This is a genomic window from Stenotrophomonas sp. C3(2023), from assembly GCF_032911385.1.
In the GTDB taxonomy this organism is placed as follows: Bacteria; Pseudomonadota; Gammaproteobacteria; order Xanthomonadales; family Xanthomonadaceae; genus Stenotrophomonas.
In genome coordinates, this window is record NZ_JAWJLO010000001.1 from 2,935,879 (window position 1) to 2,954,503 (window position 18,625).

At 67.5% G+C, this 18,625-nt stretch carries 19 protein-coding genes; 12 read left to right on the forward strand and 7 right to left on the reverse strand.

All coding sequences use genetic code 11. The annotated features are described in order from the left end of the window. Positions 1-36 precede the first annotated feature (36 nt). Positions 37-519: an RDD family protein gene (locus RZA67_RS13090; RefSeq protein WP_317213159.1), complete on the forward strand. Its 483-nt coding sequence runs from the start codon at positions 37-39 to the stop codon at positions 517-519. A gap of 18 nt (positions 520-537) precedes the next feature. Here RZA67_RS13090 and lptG read toward each other — a convergent pair whose 3' ends face one another. Next, on the reverse strand, positions 538-1,647 hold the full coding sequence (gene lptG / locus RZA67_RS13095; protein WP_317213160.1) for an LPS export ABC transporter permease LptG: 1,110 nt from the start codon (positions 1,645-1,647) through the stop codon (positions 538-540). Beyond that, the gene (gene lptF / locus RZA67_RS13100; protein ID WP_317213161.1) at positions 1,644-2,729 is read right to left on the reverse strand and encodes an LPS export ABC transporter permease LptF; all 1,086 of its coding nucleotides are present in this window, start codon (positions 2,727-2,729) and stop codon (positions 1,644-1,646) included. Before lptF ends, lptG begins: the two co-directional genes overlap by 4 nt. A 105-nt stretch (positions 2,730-2,834) precedes the next feature. On the opposite strand from lptF, the gene RZA67_RS13105 reads away from it, so the two are divergent. From RZA67_RS13105 to RZA67_RS13120, 4 genes are all read left to right on the forward strand, one after another. Then, a complete protein-coding gene (locus tag RZA67_RS13105; protein WP_317213162.1) occupies positions 2,835-4,313 on the forward strand; it encodes a leucyl aminopeptidase in 1,479 nt (492 codons plus the stop codon). An 81-nt stretch (positions 4,314-4,394) separates the two neighbouring features. After that, positions 4,395-4,820, forward strand: coding sequence for a DNA polymerase III subunit chi (locus RZA67_RS13110; protein ID WP_317213163.1), 426 nt, complete (start codon positions 4,395-4,397; stop codon positions 4,818-4,820). A gap of 28 nt (positions 4,821-4,848) precedes the next feature. Beyond that, a complete protein-coding gene (locus RZA67_RS13115) occupies positions 4,849-5,040 on the forward strand; it encodes a YqaE/Pmp3 family membrane protein (RefSeq protein WP_317213164.1) in 192 nt (63 codons plus the stop codon). Positions 5,041-5,070: 30 nt separating this feature from the next. Then, positions 5,071-7,899 (forward strand): valine--tRNA ligase, encoded by a 2,829-nt coding sequence (locus RZA67_RS13120; protein WP_317213165.1) that lies wholly within the window; start codon positions 5,071-5,073, stop codon positions 7,897-7,899. A 118-nt stretch (positions 7,900-8,017) separates the two neighbouring features. Here RZA67_RS13120 and rimI read toward each other — a convergent pair whose 3' ends face one another. The 3 genes from rimI to pssA are packed head-to-tail and all read right to left on the reverse strand — an operon-like array spanning position 8,018 to position 9,776. Then, positions 8,018-8,515 (reverse strand): ribosomal protein S18-alanine N-acetyltransferase, encoded by a 498-nt coding sequence (rimI, locus tag RZA67_RS13125; protein ID WP_317213166.1) that lies wholly within the window; start codon positions 8,513-8,515, stop codon positions 8,018-8,020. After that, complete coding sequence (locus tag RZA67_RS13130) at positions 8,512-9,006, reverse strand: hypothetical protein (RefSeq protein ID WP_317213167.1); 495 nt, start codon at positions 9,004-9,006, stop codon at positions 8,512-8,514. The genes rimI and RZA67_RS13130 overlap by 4 nt, the downstream gene beginning before the upstream one ends. Next, entirely contained in the window at positions 9,003-9,776 is a 774-nt protein-coding gene (gene pssA / locus RZA67_RS13135; RefSeq protein ID WP_317213168.1) for a CDP-diacylglycerol--serine O-phosphatidyltransferase, read from the reverse strand. The genes RZA67_RS13130 and pssA overlap by 4 nt, the downstream gene beginning before the upstream one ends. A gap of 75 nt (positions 9,777-9,851) precedes the next feature. On the opposite strand from pssA, the gene RZA67_RS13140 reads away from it, so the two are divergent. From RZA67_RS13140 to RZA67_RS13150, 3 genes are all read left to right on the forward strand, one after another. Continuing rightward, positions 9,852-10,235: a DUF4124 domain-containing protein gene (locus RZA67_RS13140; protein WP_317213169.1), complete on the forward strand. Its 384-nt coding sequence runs from the start codon at positions 9,852-9,854 to the stop codon at positions 10,233-10,235. Between the two features lie 77 nt (positions 10,236-10,312). Further along, positions 10,313-12,004 (forward strand): proline--tRNA ligase, encoded by a 1,692-nt coding sequence (locus tag RZA67_RS13145; RefSeq protein WP_317213170.1) that lies wholly within the window; start codon positions 10,313-10,315, stop codon positions 12,002-12,004. Positions 12,005-12,151: 147 nt separating this feature from the next. Then, positions 12,152-12,523, forward strand: coding sequence for an H-NS histone family protein (locus RZA67_RS13150; protein WP_317213171.1), 372 nt, complete (start codon positions 12,152-12,154; stop codon positions 12,521-12,523). 452 nt (positions 12,524-12,975) lie between these two features. Here RZA67_RS13150 and RZA67_RS13155 read toward each other — a convergent pair whose 3' ends face one another. After that, positions 12,976-14,235, reverse strand: a complete 1,260-nt coding sequence (locus tag RZA67_RS13155) for a threonine/serine exporter family protein (protein WP_317213172.1) — start codon at positions 14,233-14,235, stop codon at positions 12,976-12,978. Between the two features lie 115 nt (positions 14,236-14,350). Here RZA67_RS13155 and RZA67_RS13160 point away from each other — a divergent pair, with 115 nt between their 5' ends. Genes RZA67_RS13160 through RZA67_RS13175 form a run of 4 tightly spaced genes read left to right on the forward strand, consistent with a single transcriptional unit; the run spans position 14,351 to position 17,840 of the window. Next, positions 14,351-15,463 (forward strand): ABC transporter permease, encoded by a 1,113-nt coding sequence (locus RZA67_RS13160; RefSeq protein WP_317213173.1) that lies wholly within the window; start codon positions 14,351-14,353, stop codon positions 15,461-15,463. 2 nt (positions 15,464-15,465) lie between these two features. Beyond that, complete coding sequence (locus tag RZA67_RS13165; RefSeq protein WP_317213174.1) at positions 15,466-16,281, forward strand: ABC transporter ATP-binding protein; 816 nt, start codon at positions 15,466-15,468, stop codon at positions 16,279-16,281. A gap of 3 nt (positions 16,282-16,284) precedes the next feature. Next, a complete protein-coding gene (locus RZA67_RS13170; RefSeq protein WP_317213175.1) occupies positions 16,285-17,211 on the forward strand; it encodes an MlaD family protein in 927 nt (308 codons plus the stop codon). Next, a complete protein-coding gene (locus RZA67_RS13175) occupies positions 17,208-17,840 on the forward strand; it encodes an ABC-type transport auxiliary lipoprotein family protein (protein WP_317213176.1) in 633 nt (210 codons plus the stop codon). The genes RZA67_RS13170 and RZA67_RS13175 overlap by 4 nt, the downstream gene beginning before the upstream one ends. A 121-nt stretch (positions 17,841-17,961) precedes the next feature. On the opposite strand, the gene RZA67_RS13180 is transcribed toward RZA67_RS13175, so the two are convergent. Continuing rightward, a complete protein-coding gene (locus RZA67_RS13180; protein WP_317213177.1) occupies positions 17,962-18,552 on the reverse strand; it encodes an alpha-ketoglutarate-dependent dioxygenase AlkB in 591 nt (196 codons plus the stop codon). Positions 18,553-18,625: the final 73 nt, after the last annotated feature.

An 18,625-nucleotide genomic window follows, 5' to 3' on the forward strand; every position in this document is an offset into this window, starting at 1 on the left:
GCGACGCCGACGACCAGCATTGCGTATGCTCCCGCCATGACCTCGACCCCGCCTGCGGCAGCACCGCGCCCTTCGGCCCTGCTGGGCTGGCGACTGCTGGCCCTGTTCTACGACCTGCTACCAGTGCTGGCGCTGTGGATGCTGGCCAGTTCGCTGTTTGTGGCCGCCTATCTGCTGGCCGGACATGCGGCGCGCGAGAACATCGCACCGTTCAGCACGTGGCAGTGGCTACTGTGGGCCTGCTGCTGGGGGCTGACCGGGGTATACGCCACGGTGAGCTGGCGCCGCGGTGGGCAGACGCTGGGCATGCGGCCGTGGCGCCTGTACGTGGTCACTGCCGACGGCGCTGTGCCAGGCTGGCGGGCGCTGTGGCTGCGCTTCGCGGTTGCGACGGTGTCGTTGCTGACGTTCGGGCTGGGGTTCTGGTGGGCGTGGCTGGACCCGGCGCGGCGTACCTGGCACGACCGCGCCAGCGGGACGCGGGTGTACCGCGGGCGGCCCGGGAGCCGCGCACGCTGACAGCAACGGAGCCCGGCACTACCCGGATTTGCGGCGGAACAGCAGGCCGGAGACCACCAGCATCACAATCGGAGGCAGCGCATAGGCGATGCGGTAGTCGAACTTCAGCGCACCGGCCATGCGGCCGAAGAACAGCTGCAGCAGCCAGAAGCCGAGCGCGAACAGCATGCCCAGGAACAGACGCTTGCCCATGCCGCCACTGCGCAGTGAGCCGAAGGCGAACGGCACGGCGGCCAGACACAGCGCCAGCACGTTGATCGGGTAGAACCAGCGACTCCAGTACACATCCTCAAAGTCGCGCGCATCCAGACCATTGCGCTCGCGGTACTCGATGCTGTTGCGCAGGTCGCCGACGCTCAGGTTGCGCGGCTTGGAGATACCCGTGGCCAGCGCGCCGGCGTCGAGCTTGGAATCCCACTTTTCCTGCGCAATCACTTCGCGGGTGACGCTGCGCTCACCGATCACATCGCGGCGTGCGTTCTTCAGCGTCCATCCCTGCGTCGAATCGTGCTCGACCGTGTCGGCATGGGTGATGCTGGTGACATCGCCGGCTTCGTCGACCTTGTACAGGCGCACGTCGTGCAGGATCAACCGCGTTCCACCGTTGTCCTGCAGCTGCTCTTCACCGGTCTTGGCGTTGAGGAAGGTGTCGCCCTCGCGCGCCCACAGGCTGTTGTAGCGGATCTGCGAGAGGCCATAGCCGTAGCGCGCACTGACCCGGATGTTGTCGGCGCGCTGTTCGGCCCACGGACCCAGCGTTTCGGCACTGATGGCCATCATCGCGGTCAGCAGAGAAAGGGCAATGGCCACCGAGACACTCAGCCGCTTGCGCGACAGCCCGAGTGCGCGCAGTGCGGTCAGCTCGGAGGTGGCGGCCATCTGGCCCAGCCCGAGCAGCGCGCCGATGACGGCAGCGGTGGGGAACATCGTATAGGCACGTCGCGGGACCGTGTACAGCACCCAGGCCGCCGCGTGGCCGAGCGTGTAGCCGCCCTTGCCCACGTCCTTGAACTCGCCGGAAAACGCCATCACCACGTCGAGCCCCACCAGCACGGCCCAGGTCAGCAGCACGGTGCCGAACACCGCCCGGCCCAGGTAGTAATCAAACCGCATCGGCCGCGCGATCATGCCTGGGCTCCCTGCTTGCGGCCGGGCAGGCGGCCATCACGTGCGTACATCCAGATGGCAAGCCCCAGCAACGGCAGGGTCAGCCACCACAGTCCCAGTGCCGCCGGAATCCTGCCGTTGGCAATCCAGCCGGTGCCGATGAAAGTCATGTTCATGCCGACCATGTAGGCCAGGAAGGCCAGCATCATCCGACCGTAGCGCTGCTGCCGTGGCGAGCTGCGCGCCAGCGGCACGGTCAGCAGGGCGAAGGCCAGCGCGATCAGCGGCGGTGCCAGCCGGCCATGCAGCTGCGCCTGCGCCTGCGGCCGCGGGTCGCCGAACAGCGCCGTGGTCGGCAGCAGCTCGGGGTCGTCATTGCTGCGGGTCTGGGCCCCGTCAGGCATGGCCACATCGTTGCGGGCGAAGGTCACCAGCCGATAGTCCAGCCCTTCACCGACCGGCCCCTCGATCTGGTGCCCGTCATTGAGCTGCAGGTAGCGCTGGGTGGCGCCCTCGAAGGTGAGCTGGCCATTGGCGGCCGACACCACTTCCAGCCGACCGTCACGCTCGCGCTGCATGAACACCTTGCCAAGCCGCGTCCCGTCGGGCGAGACCGCGCTGAGGTAGACCACGCCGCCATTGGGCAGGTTGGTGAAGCGCCCGGCTTCCAGCCCGGCCATCAGCACGCTGCGGTTGGCCTCGTCGATCAGCCGCTCGCTGGTGCGGTCGGCCCAGGGGCCCAGCCACAGCGAGCAGGCCGCCACCAGCACCACCACCGGCACCACCAGCATCAGCAGCGGCCGCAGCAGGCGGCGCGGGCCGACCCCGATGGCGGTGAGCACCGCCATTTCCGAGTCCCGGTAGAGCCGGGCCACGGCCAGCAGCAGGCCCAGCATCAGCGCCAGCGGCAGGATCAGCGGCATGTAGACGATGAACTGCAGGCCCAGCTGCGAGAACAGCAGGCGAGCCGGCAGCCGGCCATCGGCGATGTTGCCGAGGATATCCACCAGCACACCGCCCACGCTGACCACCAGCAGGACGATCAGGGTGGCCAGAAAGCTTTGGACGAAATCGCCCAGCAGGTAGCGGTCGAGCTTCAACATGGGGCGGTGGTTTAAACTCTCGGGTTCGTTCGCGTCGAATGCCCAGTCTAACGGCTGGACGTAAATGCTTCGCGATTGTACGGATTTGCCAACGGAATCTGATCAATGGCCCTCGAATTCACCCTGAACCACGTTGCGCCCACCTCGGCCGAGGTGGATTGTCTGGTCGTCGGCGCCTATGCCGACCATACCCTGTCGCCCGCCGCCCAGGCCGTCGATGCGGCCAGTGGCGGCCGCCTGGCCGCTCTGGCCCAGCGCGGTGACCTGCCCGGCAAGACCGGCGCCACCACCCTGCTGCACGATGTCCCCGGCGTCGCCGCCAAGCGCGTGCTGGTCGTCGGCCTGGGCGAGTCCGCCCGTTTCGGCGTGGCCCAGTACATCAAGGCCGCCGGCGATGCGGCCCGCGCCCTGAAGACCGGTGCCAGCCGCACCGCGCTGTTCACCCTGACCGAGCTGCCGGTAAACGACCGCGACGCGGCCTGGAACATCCGCCAGGCGATCATCGCCGCCGACCACGCCAGCTACCGCTACACCGCCACCTTCGGCAAGAAGAAGAACGACGAGGCCGGCCTGGCGCAGCTGGCCATCGCCGGTCAGGACGATCAGGCGCTGGCGCAGGGCCAGGCCATTGCCGCTGGCGTGGAATACGCCCGTGAGCTGGGCAACCTGCCGCCGAACTACTGCAACCCGGCCTACCTGGCCGAGGTGGCGGTCAAGTTCGCCGGCGAGCATGCCGGCGCCGAAGCCGAGATCCTCGACGAACAGCAGATGGAAGCGCTGGGCATGGGCTCGCTGCTGTCTGTGGCCCGTGGCTCGGCCAACCGGCCCCGGCTGGTGGTGCTCAAGTGGAACAACGGTGGCGATGCCAAGCCGTACGTGCTGGTCGGCAAGGGCATCACCTTCGATACCGGCGGCGTCAACCTGAAGACCCAGGGCGGCATCGAGGAAATGAAGTTCGACATGTGCGGTGGCGCCAACGTCATCGGCACCTTCGTCGCCGCCGTCAAGGCACAGCTGCCGCTGAACCTGGTGGTGGTGGTGCCGGCGGTGGAAAACGCCATCGACGGCAACGCCTACCGTCCCTCGGACGTGATCACCTCGATGTCCGGCAAGACCATCGAAGTGGGCAACACCGATGCCGAAGGCCGCCTGATCCTGTGCGATGCGCTGACCTATGCGCAGCGTTTCGAGCCGGCCGCGCTGGTGGACGTGGCCACCCTGACCGGTGCCTGCATGGTGGCCCTGGGCCATCAGACCGCCGGCCTGATGACCAAGCACGACGACCTCGCCAACGAGCTGCTGGCCGCCGGTGAGCACGTCTTCGACCGCGCCTGGCGCCTGCCGCTGTGGGACGAATACCAGCCGATGCTGGATTCGAGCTTCGCCGACGTCTACAACATCGGCGGCCGCTGGGCCGGTGCGATCACCGCTGGCTGCTTCCTGTCGCGTTTCGCCGAAGGCCAGCGCTGGGCGCATCTGGACATCGCCGGCGTGGCCAGCGACGAAGGCAAGCGCGGCATGGCCACCGGTCGCCCGGTCGGGCTGCTGAGCCAGTGGCTGCTTGACCAGGTCGCCCGCGCCTGATGCTGTCCCCGTTCCCGGCCGGCGCCTGCCGGCCGGAACGCTGCCGGCCCCGCCGGCTCCCTGCCCGCTTCGGACCCTGCCATGCCCCGCGCCGATTTCTACCTGATTGCCAAGCCCCGCTTCCTGACCGAGCCGCTGCGCCTGGTCTGCGAGCTGGCCCGCAAGGCCAATGACGCCGGGCTGCAGACGCTGGTGCTGGCCCGCGACCAGGCCCAGGCCGAGGAACTGGACGAGCTGCTGTGGGCGTTCGATGATGACGCCTACATTCCGCACCAGATCGCCGGTGAGGACATGGACGAGGACGAAGCGCTGGTGCTGATCGCCGCACCCGGCAGCGAGGCACCGGCCCGTCCCCTGGTGATCAACCTGCGTGACCAGCCCTGGATGGGCGAGTGCGAGCGCGTGCTGGAGGTGGTGCCGGCCGATCCGGCCGCCCGCGAGCCGCTGCGTGAGCGCTGGCGGCAGTACAAGGATGCCGGTTACGCGCTGTCCAAGCACGACATGTAAGTCACTTCTGATTCCACGGAGCTTCCTGATGCGCCTTCTGATCGCCCTGCTGCTGCCCTGGCTGGCCTTTTTCACCATCGGCCGTCCGCTTGCCGGCATCGTCTGCCTGATCCTGCAGATCACCGTGCTGGGCTGGATCCCGGCGGCCATCTGGGCCGCCTACGCCGTCAGCCAGTACCACACCGACGCGAAAATCCGCCGCGCCTTCGGCCCGCGCTGATTCCCCACTGCCCCCATCTGGTTTCCCCGCATGACCCAACTCGCCTCCAGCTACGACCCCAAGTCCTTCGAGACCGATCTTTACCAGGCCTGGGAGGACGCCGGCCACTTCAAGCCGTCCGGCCAGGGCGAGCCCTACACCATCCTGCTGCCGCCGCCGAACGTGACCGGCACGCTGCACATGGGTCATGCCTTCCAGCAGACCCTGATGGACGCGCTGGTGCGCTACCACCGCATGCGCGGCTACGACACGCTGTGGCAGGTGGGTACCGACCATGCGGGCATCGCCACCGAGATGGTGGTCAGCCGCAACCTGGCGCTGGAAGGCAAGGGTGAAACCCGCGACTCGCTGGGCCGCGAGGGGTTCATCGGCAAGGTGTGGGAGTGGAAGCACCAGTCCGGTGACATCATCGAGCGGCAGATGCGCCGGCTGGGTACGTCGGCCGACTGGTCACGCAGCACCTTCACCATGGACCCGCAGCCGTCGGCGGCGGTGGTGGAGGCCTTCGTGCGCTGGCACGAGCAGGGCCTGATCTACCGCGGCCAGCGTCTGGTCAACTGGGACCCGGTACTGAAGACCGCCATTTCCGACCTGGAAGTGGAAGGCGCCGAGGAAGACGGTTTCCTGTGGTCGATTGCCTATCAGCTCGATGAAGGGCTCACCTACGAGCACATCGAACGCGATGCCGACGGCGTGGAAACCCTGCGCGAAACCCGCGACTACCTGGTGGTGGCCACCACCCGGCCGGAGACGCTGCTGGGCGATACCGCGGTGATGGTGCATCCGGAAGACGAGCGTTACCTGCACCTGATCGGCCGCAGCGTGGTGCTGCCGCTGACCGGCCGCCGCGTGCCGGTGATCGCCGACGATTACGTCGACCGTGCCTTCGGTACCGGCGTGGTCAAGGTGACCCCGGCGCACGATTTCAACGACTACCAGGTCGGCGTGCGCCATGGCCTGCCGATGATCAACCTGTTCACTCCGGTGGCCGCGTTGAACGAGAACGCGCCCGAGCGCTTCCAGGGCCTGGACCGCTACGCCGCGCGCAAGGCCGTGCTGGCCGAGCTGGAAGACCTGGGTGTACTGGTCGAGACGCGCGCGCACAAGCTGCAGGTGCCGCGTGGTGACCGCACCGGCCAGGTGATCGAGCCCTACCTCACCGACCAGTGGTTCGTGAAGATGGACGCGCTGGCCAAGCGCGGGCTGGAGCTGGTCGAGAGCGGGGCCATCGGCTTCGTGCCCCCGAACTGGATCAACACCTACCGCCACTGGATGACCAACATCCAGGACTGGTGCATCAGCCGCCAGCTCTGGTGGGGCCACCGCATTCCGGCCTGGTTCGACAAGGCCACCGGTGCCTGCTACGTGGGCCGCAGCGAAGACGAAGTGCGTGCCACCCACGCGCTCGCAAGCGATGTCGTGCTCGAGCAGGAAAGCGATGTGCTGGAGACGTGGTTCTCCTCGCAGATCTGGCCGTTCTCCACCCTCGGCTGGCCCAATGTCGAAGCGATGGCCGAGCGTGGCTTCGACCGCTACCTGCCCTCGTCGGTGCTGGTCACCGGCTTTGACATCATCTTCTTCTGGGTGGCCCGCATGATCATGGCCACCGACAACCTGACCGGGAAGATCCCGTTCAAGGACGTCTACTTCACCGGCCTGATCCGCGATGGTCAGGGCCAGAAGATGTCCAAGAGCAAGGGCAACGTGCTCGACCCGCTGGACATCATCGATGGCATCAGCATCGACGACCTGGTGGCCAAGCGCACCGGCGGACTGATGCAGCCGAAGATGGCCGAAAAGGTCGAGAAGGCCACCCGCAAGGAGTTCCCGGACGGCATCATCGCCCACGGTGCAGACGCCCTGCGCTTCACCATCGCCGCGCTGGCCACCCATGGCCGCGACATCAAGTTCGACATGAGCCGCGCCGAGGGCTACAAGAACTTCTGCAACAAGCTCTGGAATGCCAGCCGCTTCGCGCTGATGAACACCGAAGGCGCCGCTTTCACCGGTGCACCGAAGCCGCGCACCGATGCCGAGCGCTGGATCCTCGCCCGCCTGGCCGCCACCACTGCCGAAGCGCAGGGGCACTTTGCCGCCTACCGTTTCGACCTGCTCGCACAGTGCCTGTACGAGTTTGCCTGGAATGCGTTCTGCGACTGGTTCCTGGAGTTGAGCAAGCCGGCGCTCAACGGCGGTGACGCCGCCGATGCGGACAGCACGCGCCACACCGTGCTGTACGTGCTGGAAGCGCTGCTGCGCCTGCTGCATCCGCTGACCCCGTTCATCACCGAGCAGCTGTGGCAGCAGGTGGCCCCGCGACTGGGCCTGAGCGAGACCACGCTGTCGCTGCGTCCTTACCCGAGCGCCGACGAGTTCGCCGGTGACTACGCCCACGCCGAGGCCGACGTCGAGTGGCTCAAGGCGATCATCAGCGCAGTGCGTCGCGTGCGCAGCGAACTCAATGTCGCCCCGTCCAGGCTGGTACCGCTGCGCCTGCAGGCAGGTCTGGCACAGGACCGCGTGCGCATCGAGCGCTTCAGCGCATCGCTCGCCTTCCTGCTGAAGCTGGAAAGCATCCAGTGGCTGGACGAAGCGGAAAGCACCCCGCCGGCCGCCGCCGCGATCGTCGGTGAGCTCAAGCTGCTGGTACCGCTGGAAGGGCTGGTTGATCTCGACGCCGAGCGCGCACGCCTGGACAAGGAAATCGGCCGGGTGGAAGCGGAGAAGGAAAAGAGCGAGACCAAGCTCGGCAAGTTCACCGACAAGGTGCCTGCCGCCGTGGTCGAGCAGGAGCGCGTTCGTCTGGCCGACTGGAACACCCAGCTGACCGGCCTGCGCGAGCAACGCGCCAAGCTGTAACCCACCGGCCCCAGTAGAGCCGACCCCATGGTCGGCTCCGCGCGCTGCGCGGCAGGTTCAGCGCAACCTGATCGAAGAGCAGCCGACCGCAGGGTCTGCTCTACGGCCACGCGCGGCCCTACAACGGCGGCATCACCTGGATGTCATCGTCAACCAGCTCCATCGCCATCACCAGCGCGTCCTCGCGGCCGTCGGCGGCCGGGTAATAGCGCGGACGCCGGCCGATCTCGTTGAAGCCTTCGCTCTCGTAAAGCGCCAGTGCGGGCGTGTTGGACGGCCGCACTTCAAGAAAGATGCGCTGCGCACGGCGGTCGCGCGCCAGCGCCACCATCGCGCGCAGCAGTTGCCGTCCAAGCCCACGGGTCTGGCTCAGCGGATCCACGCAGATGTTCAACAGGTGCGCCTCATCGGCGGCAATGCTGAGCAGCGCGTAGCCGACCAGCAGCCCGTCCTGCTCCATGGCCAGGCCGGGGTAACCGGCGCGCAGGCAGTCGATGAAGATGCCGCGTGTCCATGGGTAAGGATACCCGCGCACCTCGATCGCCATCACCGCATTGAGATCACTCTCGCGCAATGGACGCAGCGCAGCCCGCGCCGTTCGACCCGCCGCGCTCATCCGCGCGCCTTGCGCCGCAGCGCGCGCAGGCTCGGCCACAGCGCGCGCTTGGCAGCCGGATCGCGGCGCAGCTGCTCAAGCGGCCAGCTTTCCATCAAGGCCTGGGTCGCCGGGTCGTTGGGATTGCAGCCCGACGCACGCAGCAAGGCGATCTGCAGGCGGTCCGGCAGGCGCACGGCAGGCTGTCGGGTGCCGGTGCCCGACGTCAGGCTGGCCCCTCCTCGACCCTGCGCTTCTCGCTCGGTCGACGGCGCGGCAGGTGCGCTGCGCCGTGGCGCTGCCTGCACCAACGGCGCGCGTGCTGCCGGCGGCACGACCTCGGCCGCCGGTGCCTCGGCCATCGCCGGCGCCGGTGTGGCCTCGGCCACGCTCAACTGCACGGCAGCCTCCAGCGCGGCAGCCAGCTCACCGTCGTGGAAGACGGTATAGCCCATGGCCTGCAGCCAGGCCTGCTGGGCCGGGGTCCACAGCACGGGCAGGGTCTCGCTCACGCCTGCTCCGTCTTCCGGCGCATCCGCTGCATCACCCACATCGTGGGGCCCGACAGCGCATAGACAACGCCGACCGCCAGCAGCACGCGCGGCAGATCGATGACCGCGATGGCAATGAAGATGGGCAGCAGCGCCAGCACCAGGAACGGCACACGGTCGGCACCGGGGCCCCGGCCGCCGCCCTTGAAGCTCCAGAAACGGATGCGGCTGACCATCAGAAGGGCAGAGACCAGGGTGACGCCCAGCGCCACGTAGCGCAGCTGCTCCCCGCTCCAGCCCAGGTTGCCGTCGGCGAAGGCCCAGACGAAGGACATCATCAGGCCGGCAGCCGCAGGACTGGCCAGGCCGATGAACCAGCGTTTGTCGACCACGGCGACCTGCGTGTTGAAGCGCGCCAGGCGCAGTGCCGCGCAGGCGGCATAAAGGAATGCGATCGACCAGCCCAGCCGGCCGGCCAGCTCGCCGTCGAACTTCAGCGAGGACAGTGCCCAGTGATACATCACCAGCGCCGGGGCCATGCCGAAACTCACCAGGTCGGCCAGTGAGTCGTACTGCACGCCGAACTCGCTGCTGGTACCGGTGAGGCGGGCAACCCGGCCGTCGAGCCCATCCATCACCGCCGCGACGAACACGGCGATGCTGGCGTTGACGAAGTCACCGTTGGCGGCGGCGATGATGGCGTAGAAGCCGGCGAACAGGCCGGCAGTCGTGAACAGGTTCGGCAGCAGGTAGATCGCGCGCGAACGGGGCGGGGGTGAGATCGGATCCATGCCCCGAGTTTAATCGACTTGCCAGCCGACGGCGCCGGTGCTGCAATCGGCACACTTCCGAGCCGGCCGAGCCCCATGCGTCTGATGAGCTGCCTGACCCTGCTGTTGCTGACCAGTGCGCCCGCGGTGGCCGCACAGGTCTACAAATGGAAGGACGCCAATGGGGTGACCCAGTACAGCGCGACCCCGCCGCCCGCGCGGCCCTACGAAACCCGGCCGCTGACCCGCGATCCCGTCGAGGGCGCAACGGCGGCGCCGGCGACCCGCACCGTACCGGCCGAGCCGCCGCAGTGCACGACCGCGCGGCAGAACCTGACCGCGCTGCAGGGCAGCGGGGCCGTGATGCAGGACCTGGATGGCGACGGCATCGCCGAAACGGAGCTGGGCAGCGCACAGCGCGACAACCAGCGCGCCCTGGCCGAGGCGGCAATCAAGGCCTGGTGCACCGTGCCGGGCTGAGCCGGCACCGGCCGCTGCGCCCCATGAAGGCCGCCAGGCTGGCAGAATAGCGGCTCTCTGCCTGACCGAATGCCGCCATGCGCCTGTCCAAGTTCCATCTGCACACCACCAAGGAAACCCCCAGCGATGCCGAGCTGACCAGCCACCGGCTGATGCTGCGCGCGGGCATGATCCGCAAGCTGGCCTCGGGGCTGTACACCTGGTCGCCGCTGGGCCTGCGCGTGCTGCGCAAGGTCGAGCGCATCGTGCGGGAGGAAATGGATGCCGCCGGCGCGGTGGAGCTGCAGATTCCGACCATCCAGCCGCGCGAGCTGTGGGACGCCACCGGCCGCTGGGAGAAGTTCGGCGGCCAGCTGCTGAAGATCAAGGACCGCAAGGAGCAGGAGTTCTGCTACAGCCCGACCGCCGAAGAAGCCGTCACCGAGTTCGCGCGTCAGGAGCTTTCCAGCTACAAGCAGCTGCCGGTCAATTTCTATCAGGTACAGACCAAGTTCCGCGATGAGATCCGCCCGCGCTTCGGCGTGATGCGCGCCCGCGAGTTCCTGATGAAGGACGCCTACTCCTTCCACCTGCACGACGCCGACCTGGTGCGCGAGTACGAGAACATGAAGGCGGCCTACAACCGCATCTTCACCCGTCTGGGGCTGGAGTTCCGCATGGTGCAGGCCGACTCGGGCGCCATCGGCGGCGATGCCTCGCAGGAGTTCCACGTGATCGCCGATTCCGGCGAGGACGCGCTGGTGTTCTCCACCGGCTCGGACTACGCCGCCAACATGGAGGCGGCGATCGCCGCCGACCCGGCCCCGCGCCCCGCCGCCGCCGAAGCCATGCGCAGGGTCGAGACCCCGACCCAGAAAACCTGTGCCGACGTGGCCGCCCTGCTCGGTATTCCGCTCCAGCGCACGGTCAAGTCGGTGGCCCTGATGACCGACGAAGGCTTCGTGCTGGCACTGGTGCGTGGCGACCATGAGGTCAACGAGATCAAGCTGGCCAAGGTGCCTGGCCTGGCCGAGCACCGTCTGGCCAGCGAGGCGGAAATCGCCGATTACCTGGGGTGCGCGCCCGGTTTCCTCGGCCCGGTCGCGCCGGCCCGGGTGGTGCGCGTGGTGGCCGACCGCGAGGTGGCCGCGATGGCCGACTTCGTGGTGGGCGCCAACGAAGCCGGTTTCCACCTTGCCGGTGTCAACTGGGGTCGCGATGTGGCCGAACCCGAAGTGGCCGACCTGCGCAACGTGCTCGAGGGCGACCGCGCCCACGACGGCGGTGAACTGAAGATTGCCCGCGGCATTGAAGTGGGCCACGTGTTCCAGCTGGGTCGCACCTATGCGGCCGCGCTCAATGCCACCGTTCTGGACGAGAACGGCAAGGCCGCCGTCATGAGCATGGGCTGCTATGGCATCGGTATTTCGCGCATTGTCGCGGCGGCCATCGAACAGAACCACGACGAGGCCGGCATCATCTGGCCCGATGCGATGGCCCCGTGGCAGGTGGTGGTCTGCGTCATCAACCCGAAGGGCGACGAAGCAGTGAACGCCGCGGCCGCCGAGCTGCTGGACACCCTGCGTGCGGGTGGTCTGGATGCGGCACTGGACGATCGCGGCCTGCGTCCGGGCGCGATGTTCGCCGACATGGAACTGATCGGCGTACCGCACCGGGTGGTGGTATCCGAACGCGGCCTGACTGCCGGAACGTTCGAATACCGCGCACGTACGGCCAGCGAGGCCGAAAGCCTCGATCGCGACACACTGCTGCGCAAGCTGCTGGGTTGAACAGAATCAGGCCGGGGAAACCCGGCCTGATTCGTTCTCGCCGCCTTCACGAAAACAGATGATGTTTGTGCTTGGAGATAATGCGCATTATCCTCCCTGCAGCGCCAAGGATTGGGCGTCCCCGTCCAACATTATCTGGAGCATTGAATGAGCATTGATCTGTCCACGCTGTCTGCCCGTGAACTCGGCGCGCTGATCCGCAACGCCAAGAAGCAGCAGACCATCGTTGCCAAGCGCCGCCCGCTGGCCAAGGTCCGCGCCCAGCTGATGAAGCTGATCAAGGCCGAAGGCTACAGCGTGGAGGAAGTATTCGGCGCCGCCCCGGCACCGCGTGCGCGCAAGGCAGCCAAGGCCCCGTCGAAGACCGCCGGCCGCAAGCTGGGCAAGGTGGCACCGAAGTACCGCAACCCGGCCAACCCGAAGGAAACCTGGAGTGGTCGTGGCAAGCAGCCGCGCTGGCTGGCGGAACTGACCTCCAAGGGCAAGAAGGTCGAGGATTACCTGATCAAGAAGGCCTGATCCTTTCGTCCTTCAGAAACGCCGGCCTTGCGCCGGCGTTTTTCTTTTACGCGGTTGACCAGAGCGCAGGCAGAGGGTCGATCACGAGCGCCCCCTTACGACGGCAGATTCAGGATCAACAGCGTGACGACCAACGGTCGTCACCTACCAGGTTCAAGACACACAGCAGGCGCACGCAGCCGCCGCTCCGGCCGTCGATGGGAACATGTCAACGGTGGGCCGGGGTGGGTTTTCGGGGGTGTCGAGCGCCATGGATGGCGCGAAACAAGGCACGCAGGACGCAGTTTTTGCCGTCCCCCGCAAACCCACCCCCGCCCGCCCCCCGCATGACAAGCCAGCAGCCGACGCTGTTGCTGTTGCTGTTTCTGTTGCTGTTGCTGCGGCGGTAAAGCTCCACCACTATCGACAGCCCGTTCCCCGATGCACACACCAGCCTGGCGCTGCCCTTGCCCTCACAACGTCTTCCGGGCCGGTACCAGCAGGTTGCCGAACAGCAGCCCGGCCACCAGCGCCATTACCACGTTCAATACGGTCAACAGCACCGTCTGGCCGGCCGCCATGTCCTGCTGCTGCACCAGGGTCAACACCCCGCGCAGACTGGTACTGCCCGGCACCAGCATGATGATGCCGGGCAGGCGGATGATCGCCCCCGGGCGCTGCACGATGCGGCCAAACAGATTGCCGGCCGCCGTCAACAGCATCGCCGACAGAAACACACCGGCCGGCATGCCCCAGGCCAGCCCACCGAATTTGGAAATCGCATAACCGGCCACCGAGGCCGCGATGACCCAGGGAATGTCACGCCGGCTGGCCTTGAACAGCATCGCAAAGGCGAAGGCTGCAAGCAGCAGTGCCCCCCACTCCACCCAGCCGGCCTGCGGCCGTGAGGCCCGCACCATCGGCTCCAGCCCGAAAATACCGGCCAGGGTCACCGCAATCACCGCGCCCACGGTGAGCTTCATGATCGTGGTCAGCGCACCGGCCAGCCGCGCCGTGCCCGACACCCAGTGCTGGCTGGCCAGTTCATTGACCGCGTTGGTCAGCGACATACCTGGCAGCAGCACCACCAGCGAGGCGATGATGACCGTATTGAGGTTCAACGGCGCCACCAGGCTGGCCACCAGCACGGCCACCAGACCCGCCAGCAGGGCCGCCAATGCCTCGGCCGCCTCACGGGTTGCCGCGCGCCGGTTGGTGAACATGCCCAGCACGCCGATCAGCAGGCCGATGACACCGGCCGTGGCGATATCCACCCACGGCAGCTTCCACAGCCCGGCCACGCCGGCCGCGCCGAGACTGAAGGACAGGATGGTGCGCACCTGGCCGGCGCGGCCCGGATCGCGGTCAAGCTGGCGCAGCGCGGTGTGCCCCTGGGCAATGCTCAACCGGCCATTGGCCACCTCTTCGGTGATCTGGTCGGCCACGCTGAGCTTGTGCAGGTCGTTCTCACCCGGCGCCAGCCGGATCACGCGGGTGATGTCGCTCGAGCCGATGGCCTGGGTCGGGTCGCTGAAACTCAGGATCAGCCCGGTCGGATTCGACCACGGCTCACAATCCAGATCCAGCCGTTGTGCCAGGGCCACCACGGCGGCCTCCAACCGCTGCGCGGTCGTCCCATAGCCATGCAGGCGGCCGGCGATCTCGCAGACAAACGCCACCCGTTGCGCATAGGTGGCCTGGGGCGAGGTGATGGGAGTGGCGTCGCTGGACATGCCCGCTAGTATCACCCAGTGCAGGCCCGGGCAGTACGGTCCCGGCGATAGATTCAGACTGGACTTACCGCTGCATGCGACATGCACACGCTATGCTGCATCATTGATGCCGACCATGACCCCAACCAACGCTCCCCAGTTGCAGCCCGCCCCGGACAACCCCGGCTGGATCGTGCTGTCCGGCAGCTGGACGCTGCGCACGGCCCTGCAGTCCGCCGAGACGCTGGGCGCCATGCCCAAGCCGTTGCAGGGCATCGATGCGACCGGCATCGACCAGCTGGACTCGGCCGGTGTGCTGCAGATCCTGCGCGTGGCGCATCAGGCCGATCTGGCTGAGGACGCGCTGCAGTTCCGCAGCGATCACCAGGCGCTGGTGAGCACCATCGAGGAAGTAGCCGACGACCGCCCCAAGGGAAAGCGCGATTTCGGCGTGCTGGCCGCATTGGAACGCCTGGGTGCCAGCGTGCATGCCACCGCGCGCAACATCGTGGCCCTGTGCAGCTTCCTCGGCGAGAACCTGGCCAAGGGCCTGCGTCTGGTGAAGCAGCCGCGTCGGTTCCGACTGACTGCCACCGTGCACCAGATGGAACAGGTCGGCCTGGACGCCGTACCGCTGGTGGCCCTGCTGTCCTATCTGGTGGGTGCCGTCATCGCCTTCCTCGGCTCGACGATCCTGCGCGACTTCGGTGCGGAGATCTACGTGGTGGAGCTGGTGAACATCGCCTTCCTGCGCGAGTTCGCCGTGCTGCTGACCGCCATCGTGCTGGCCGGTCGCACGGCCAGTGCGTTCACCGCGCAGATCGGTGCGATGAAGGCGCGCGAGGAAATCGACGCCATGCGCACGCTCGGTCTGGACCCCATCGACCTGCTGGTGCTGCCACGGGTGATCGCCCTGCTGATCACCCTGCCCTTGCTGACCTTCATCGCCATGGCGGCCGGTCTGGCCGGCGGCATCACGGTGGGCGCGTTCGATCTGGATATTCCGCCGCAGATGTATATCGCGCGCATGCACGAAACCATGGAAGTGCGCCATCTGCTGGTCGGCCTGGCCAAGGCACCGGTGTTCGCGCTGGTCATCGGCCTGATCGGCTGCCTGGAAGGCCTGAAGGTCGAAGGCACCGCGCAGTCGGTCGGTGAGCGCACCACCTCCAGCGTGGTGCAGACCATTTCGCTGGTGATCATCCTCGACGCGTTCGCCGCGTTGTGGTTCATGCACATGGGCTGGTGAGCATGCGCGATATCCAAACCCCTGCCGACGACGTCGACACGCAGCCGATGGCCATCCGCGTGCGCGGACTGATCAACCGGTTCGGCAGCCAGACCGTGCATGACGAGCTTGACCTGGACGTACGTCGCGGGGAAATCCTTGGCGTGGTCGGCGGATCGGGTACCGGCAAGTCGGTGCTGATGCGCTCCATCCTCGGGCTGCGCACGCCCGATGCCGGGCAGATCGAGGTACTCGGCCGCAACGCCCGCGATGGCGACGAGGAAAGCCGTCTGCACATCGAGCGCAACACCGGCGTGCTGTTCCAGGACGGCGCCCTGTTTTCTTCGCTGACCGTGGGCGAGAACGTGCAGGTGCCGCTGAAGGAACACCACAGCGAACTGCCCGAGCGCTGGCATTACGAACTGGCCCTGTTGAAGGTGAAGCTGGCCGGCCTGCCAGCCGATGCGATCAACAAGCTGCCCTCCCAGCTCTCCGGCGGCATGCGCAAGCGCGCCGGGCTGGCACGGGCGCTGGCCCTGGACCCGCCGCTGCTGTTCCTGGACGAGCCCACTGCGGGTCTGGATCCCATCGGCGCGGCCGCCTTCGACCGCCTGATCAAGACCCTGCAGGAAGCGCTGGGACTGACCGTGTTCCTGATCACCCACGACCTGGACACGCTGTATTCGATCTGCGACCGCGTGGCGGTGCTGGCCGACCGCAAGGTCATCGCCAACGCCCCGCTGGCCGAGCTGGAAAAGCTGGACCATCCCTGGATCCAGGAATACTTCCACGGACCACGCGCACGTGCTGCGCGCGGCGAACCGACCGAGAGTGCATGACGCATGGAAACCAAAGCCAACTACGTGCTGATCGGCGCGTTCACCCTGATCACCGGCCTGGCCCTGCTGGCCTTCGGCCTGTGGGCAGCCAAATACTCCTCCGACCGCACCTGGCAGGAGTACCGCGTGGTCTTCCGCGAAGCCGTCACCGGCCTGTCGGTCGGCAGCCCGGTGCAGTACAACGGCATCGCGGTCGGCTCGATCACCGAGCTCAGCCTGGTACCCGATGACCCGCGCCAGGTGGTCGCGCGCATCCGCCTCAACTCCACCACCCCGGTGAAGACCGATACCCGCGCCAAGCTCGCGATCACCAGCCTGACCGGCCCCTCGATCATCCAGCTCAGCGGTGGCACGCCGCAGTCGCCCGCGTTGACCTCGGTCAACAAGGACGTTGCGCCGATCATTCCGACCACGCCGTCGGCGCTGCAGAACATCACCGATGTGGCCAACCGCATCGTCGAGCGCATGGACCAGATCCTCAGCGACCGCAACGTGGCCTCCATCAACGCCACCCTGGCGAACCTGGAGACCATCAGCGGCGGCCTGGCCGACCGCGACCAGGGCACCCAGGCGCTGCTGCTCAGCGCGCGTGATGCCGCACGCAGCCTGGACACCACGCTCAAGACCACCAACGGCACCATCCAGCGCCTGGACCAGAACCTGGTGCAGCAGCTGCCGGGCATCCTGGACAAGCTGGACACCACCCTGACCAAGCTGGACTCGGCCGCCGGCAACGCCGACTCGATCCTTGGCGAGAACCGCGCGGCGATCAACAGCTTCGCCAGCGACGGCCTCGGCCAGCTGGGGCCGACCTTGAATGAACTGCGTGGCCTGATCCGCGACCTGCGCCGGGTCAGTGACCGCCTGGAAAACAACCCCGCGCGCTACCTGCTCGGCCGCGACGCACCGAAGGAGTTCGAACCCGAATGAAGATGATCCTTCCCCGCCTGCTGGTGCCCGCCGTCATGCTGGCTGCCTTGACCGGATGTTCGGTGCTGTCCGGCAGCAGCCGCGACCCGGTGACCATCTACGCACCGTCGGTGCAGATCAAGGCCGATCCCAGCTGGCCGCAGGCGGACTACCAGCTGGTGATCGCCAAGCCCAGCGCAGCCCGCATGGTCGACAGCCCGCGCATCAACGTGCGGCCGACGCCCTCGGAACTGGAGGTCTACAAGGGCGCCACCTGGGCCCAGCCGGCCACCGATATGGTCGAAGAAACCGTGCTGCGCGGTTTCGAGGATTCCGGCCGCATCCAGGGTGTCGCCCGGTCGGCCACCGGCATCCGCGCCGACTACAAACTGGCGCTGGATGTACGCCGCTTCGAGGCCGACTATGCGGGCCAGACCACGCCGACGGGGATCATCGAGATCAACGCCAAGCTGGTGCATGTGGTGGACCAGCGCGTGGTCAGCGACCGCACCTTCCGCCAGTCCGTGCCGGTAGGCAGCACCGCCGTGCCGGCGGTTGCCGCCGCGCTGGAGCGCAGCCTGGCGCAGGCCACCACCGAAATCGTCGGCTGGACCCTGATCAACGCCCGCAACGACCGCCAGACCCCGTAAGCGCGGCAAACCCGGCCTGCTCTCGTAGCGCCGGACTCTGCTTTCGTAGCGCCGGGCTCTGCCCGGCGAGCGCGAAGCGCGGCTCTTCCTCCACCGCGCACACCAACCCACCTCCCCATCCTCACCCGATGATGTGACGGAAGGTCAGGTTGATACGCTCACCCACGGCCTTGGCGGTCTTGGGCAGCGCGTGCTGGCACAGCTGCTGGGTCGCGCCAGCCATGACCAGCAGATCGCCATGCTGCAGCAGGTATTCCTGCTTCACCGCCGGTGCAGCGCGCTGGCGCAGCACGAAGCGGCGCGCGTCGCCCACACTGAGCGAGGCAATCACCGGTGCCGGGCCCAGTTCGGGCTCGTCATCACTGTGCCAGCCCATGCCATCGGCGCCGTTGCGGTAGCGGTTGAGCAGCACACTGTTGAACGGCACGTGCAGCGCGTCCTGCAGCCGGTCACGCAGCGGCAGCAGGGCAGGCAGCCACGGTGCCGCCTCGAAGGTCGCACCCGAATAGCGATAGCGCGCCTGTGGGTCGCCCATCCAGCAGCTCAGCCGAGGCGAGTCGACCCAGCGCCCGAACATGCGGATGCGATGGACCTGCCAGGGCACCTGCTGCAGCAGCTGCTGGTGCAGCGCCGTGGCCTGCTCGGCCGAAAGCCAGCCGGGCAGATGACGGACGTCGGCGCCGGCCAGTGGAGGTGACGGGAAAACAGACATGCACAAGGACTCCTGGACAGACTGGACGGATGACCTGCATTTGCCGGAGGCTGGAACACGCAGGACAATGCGC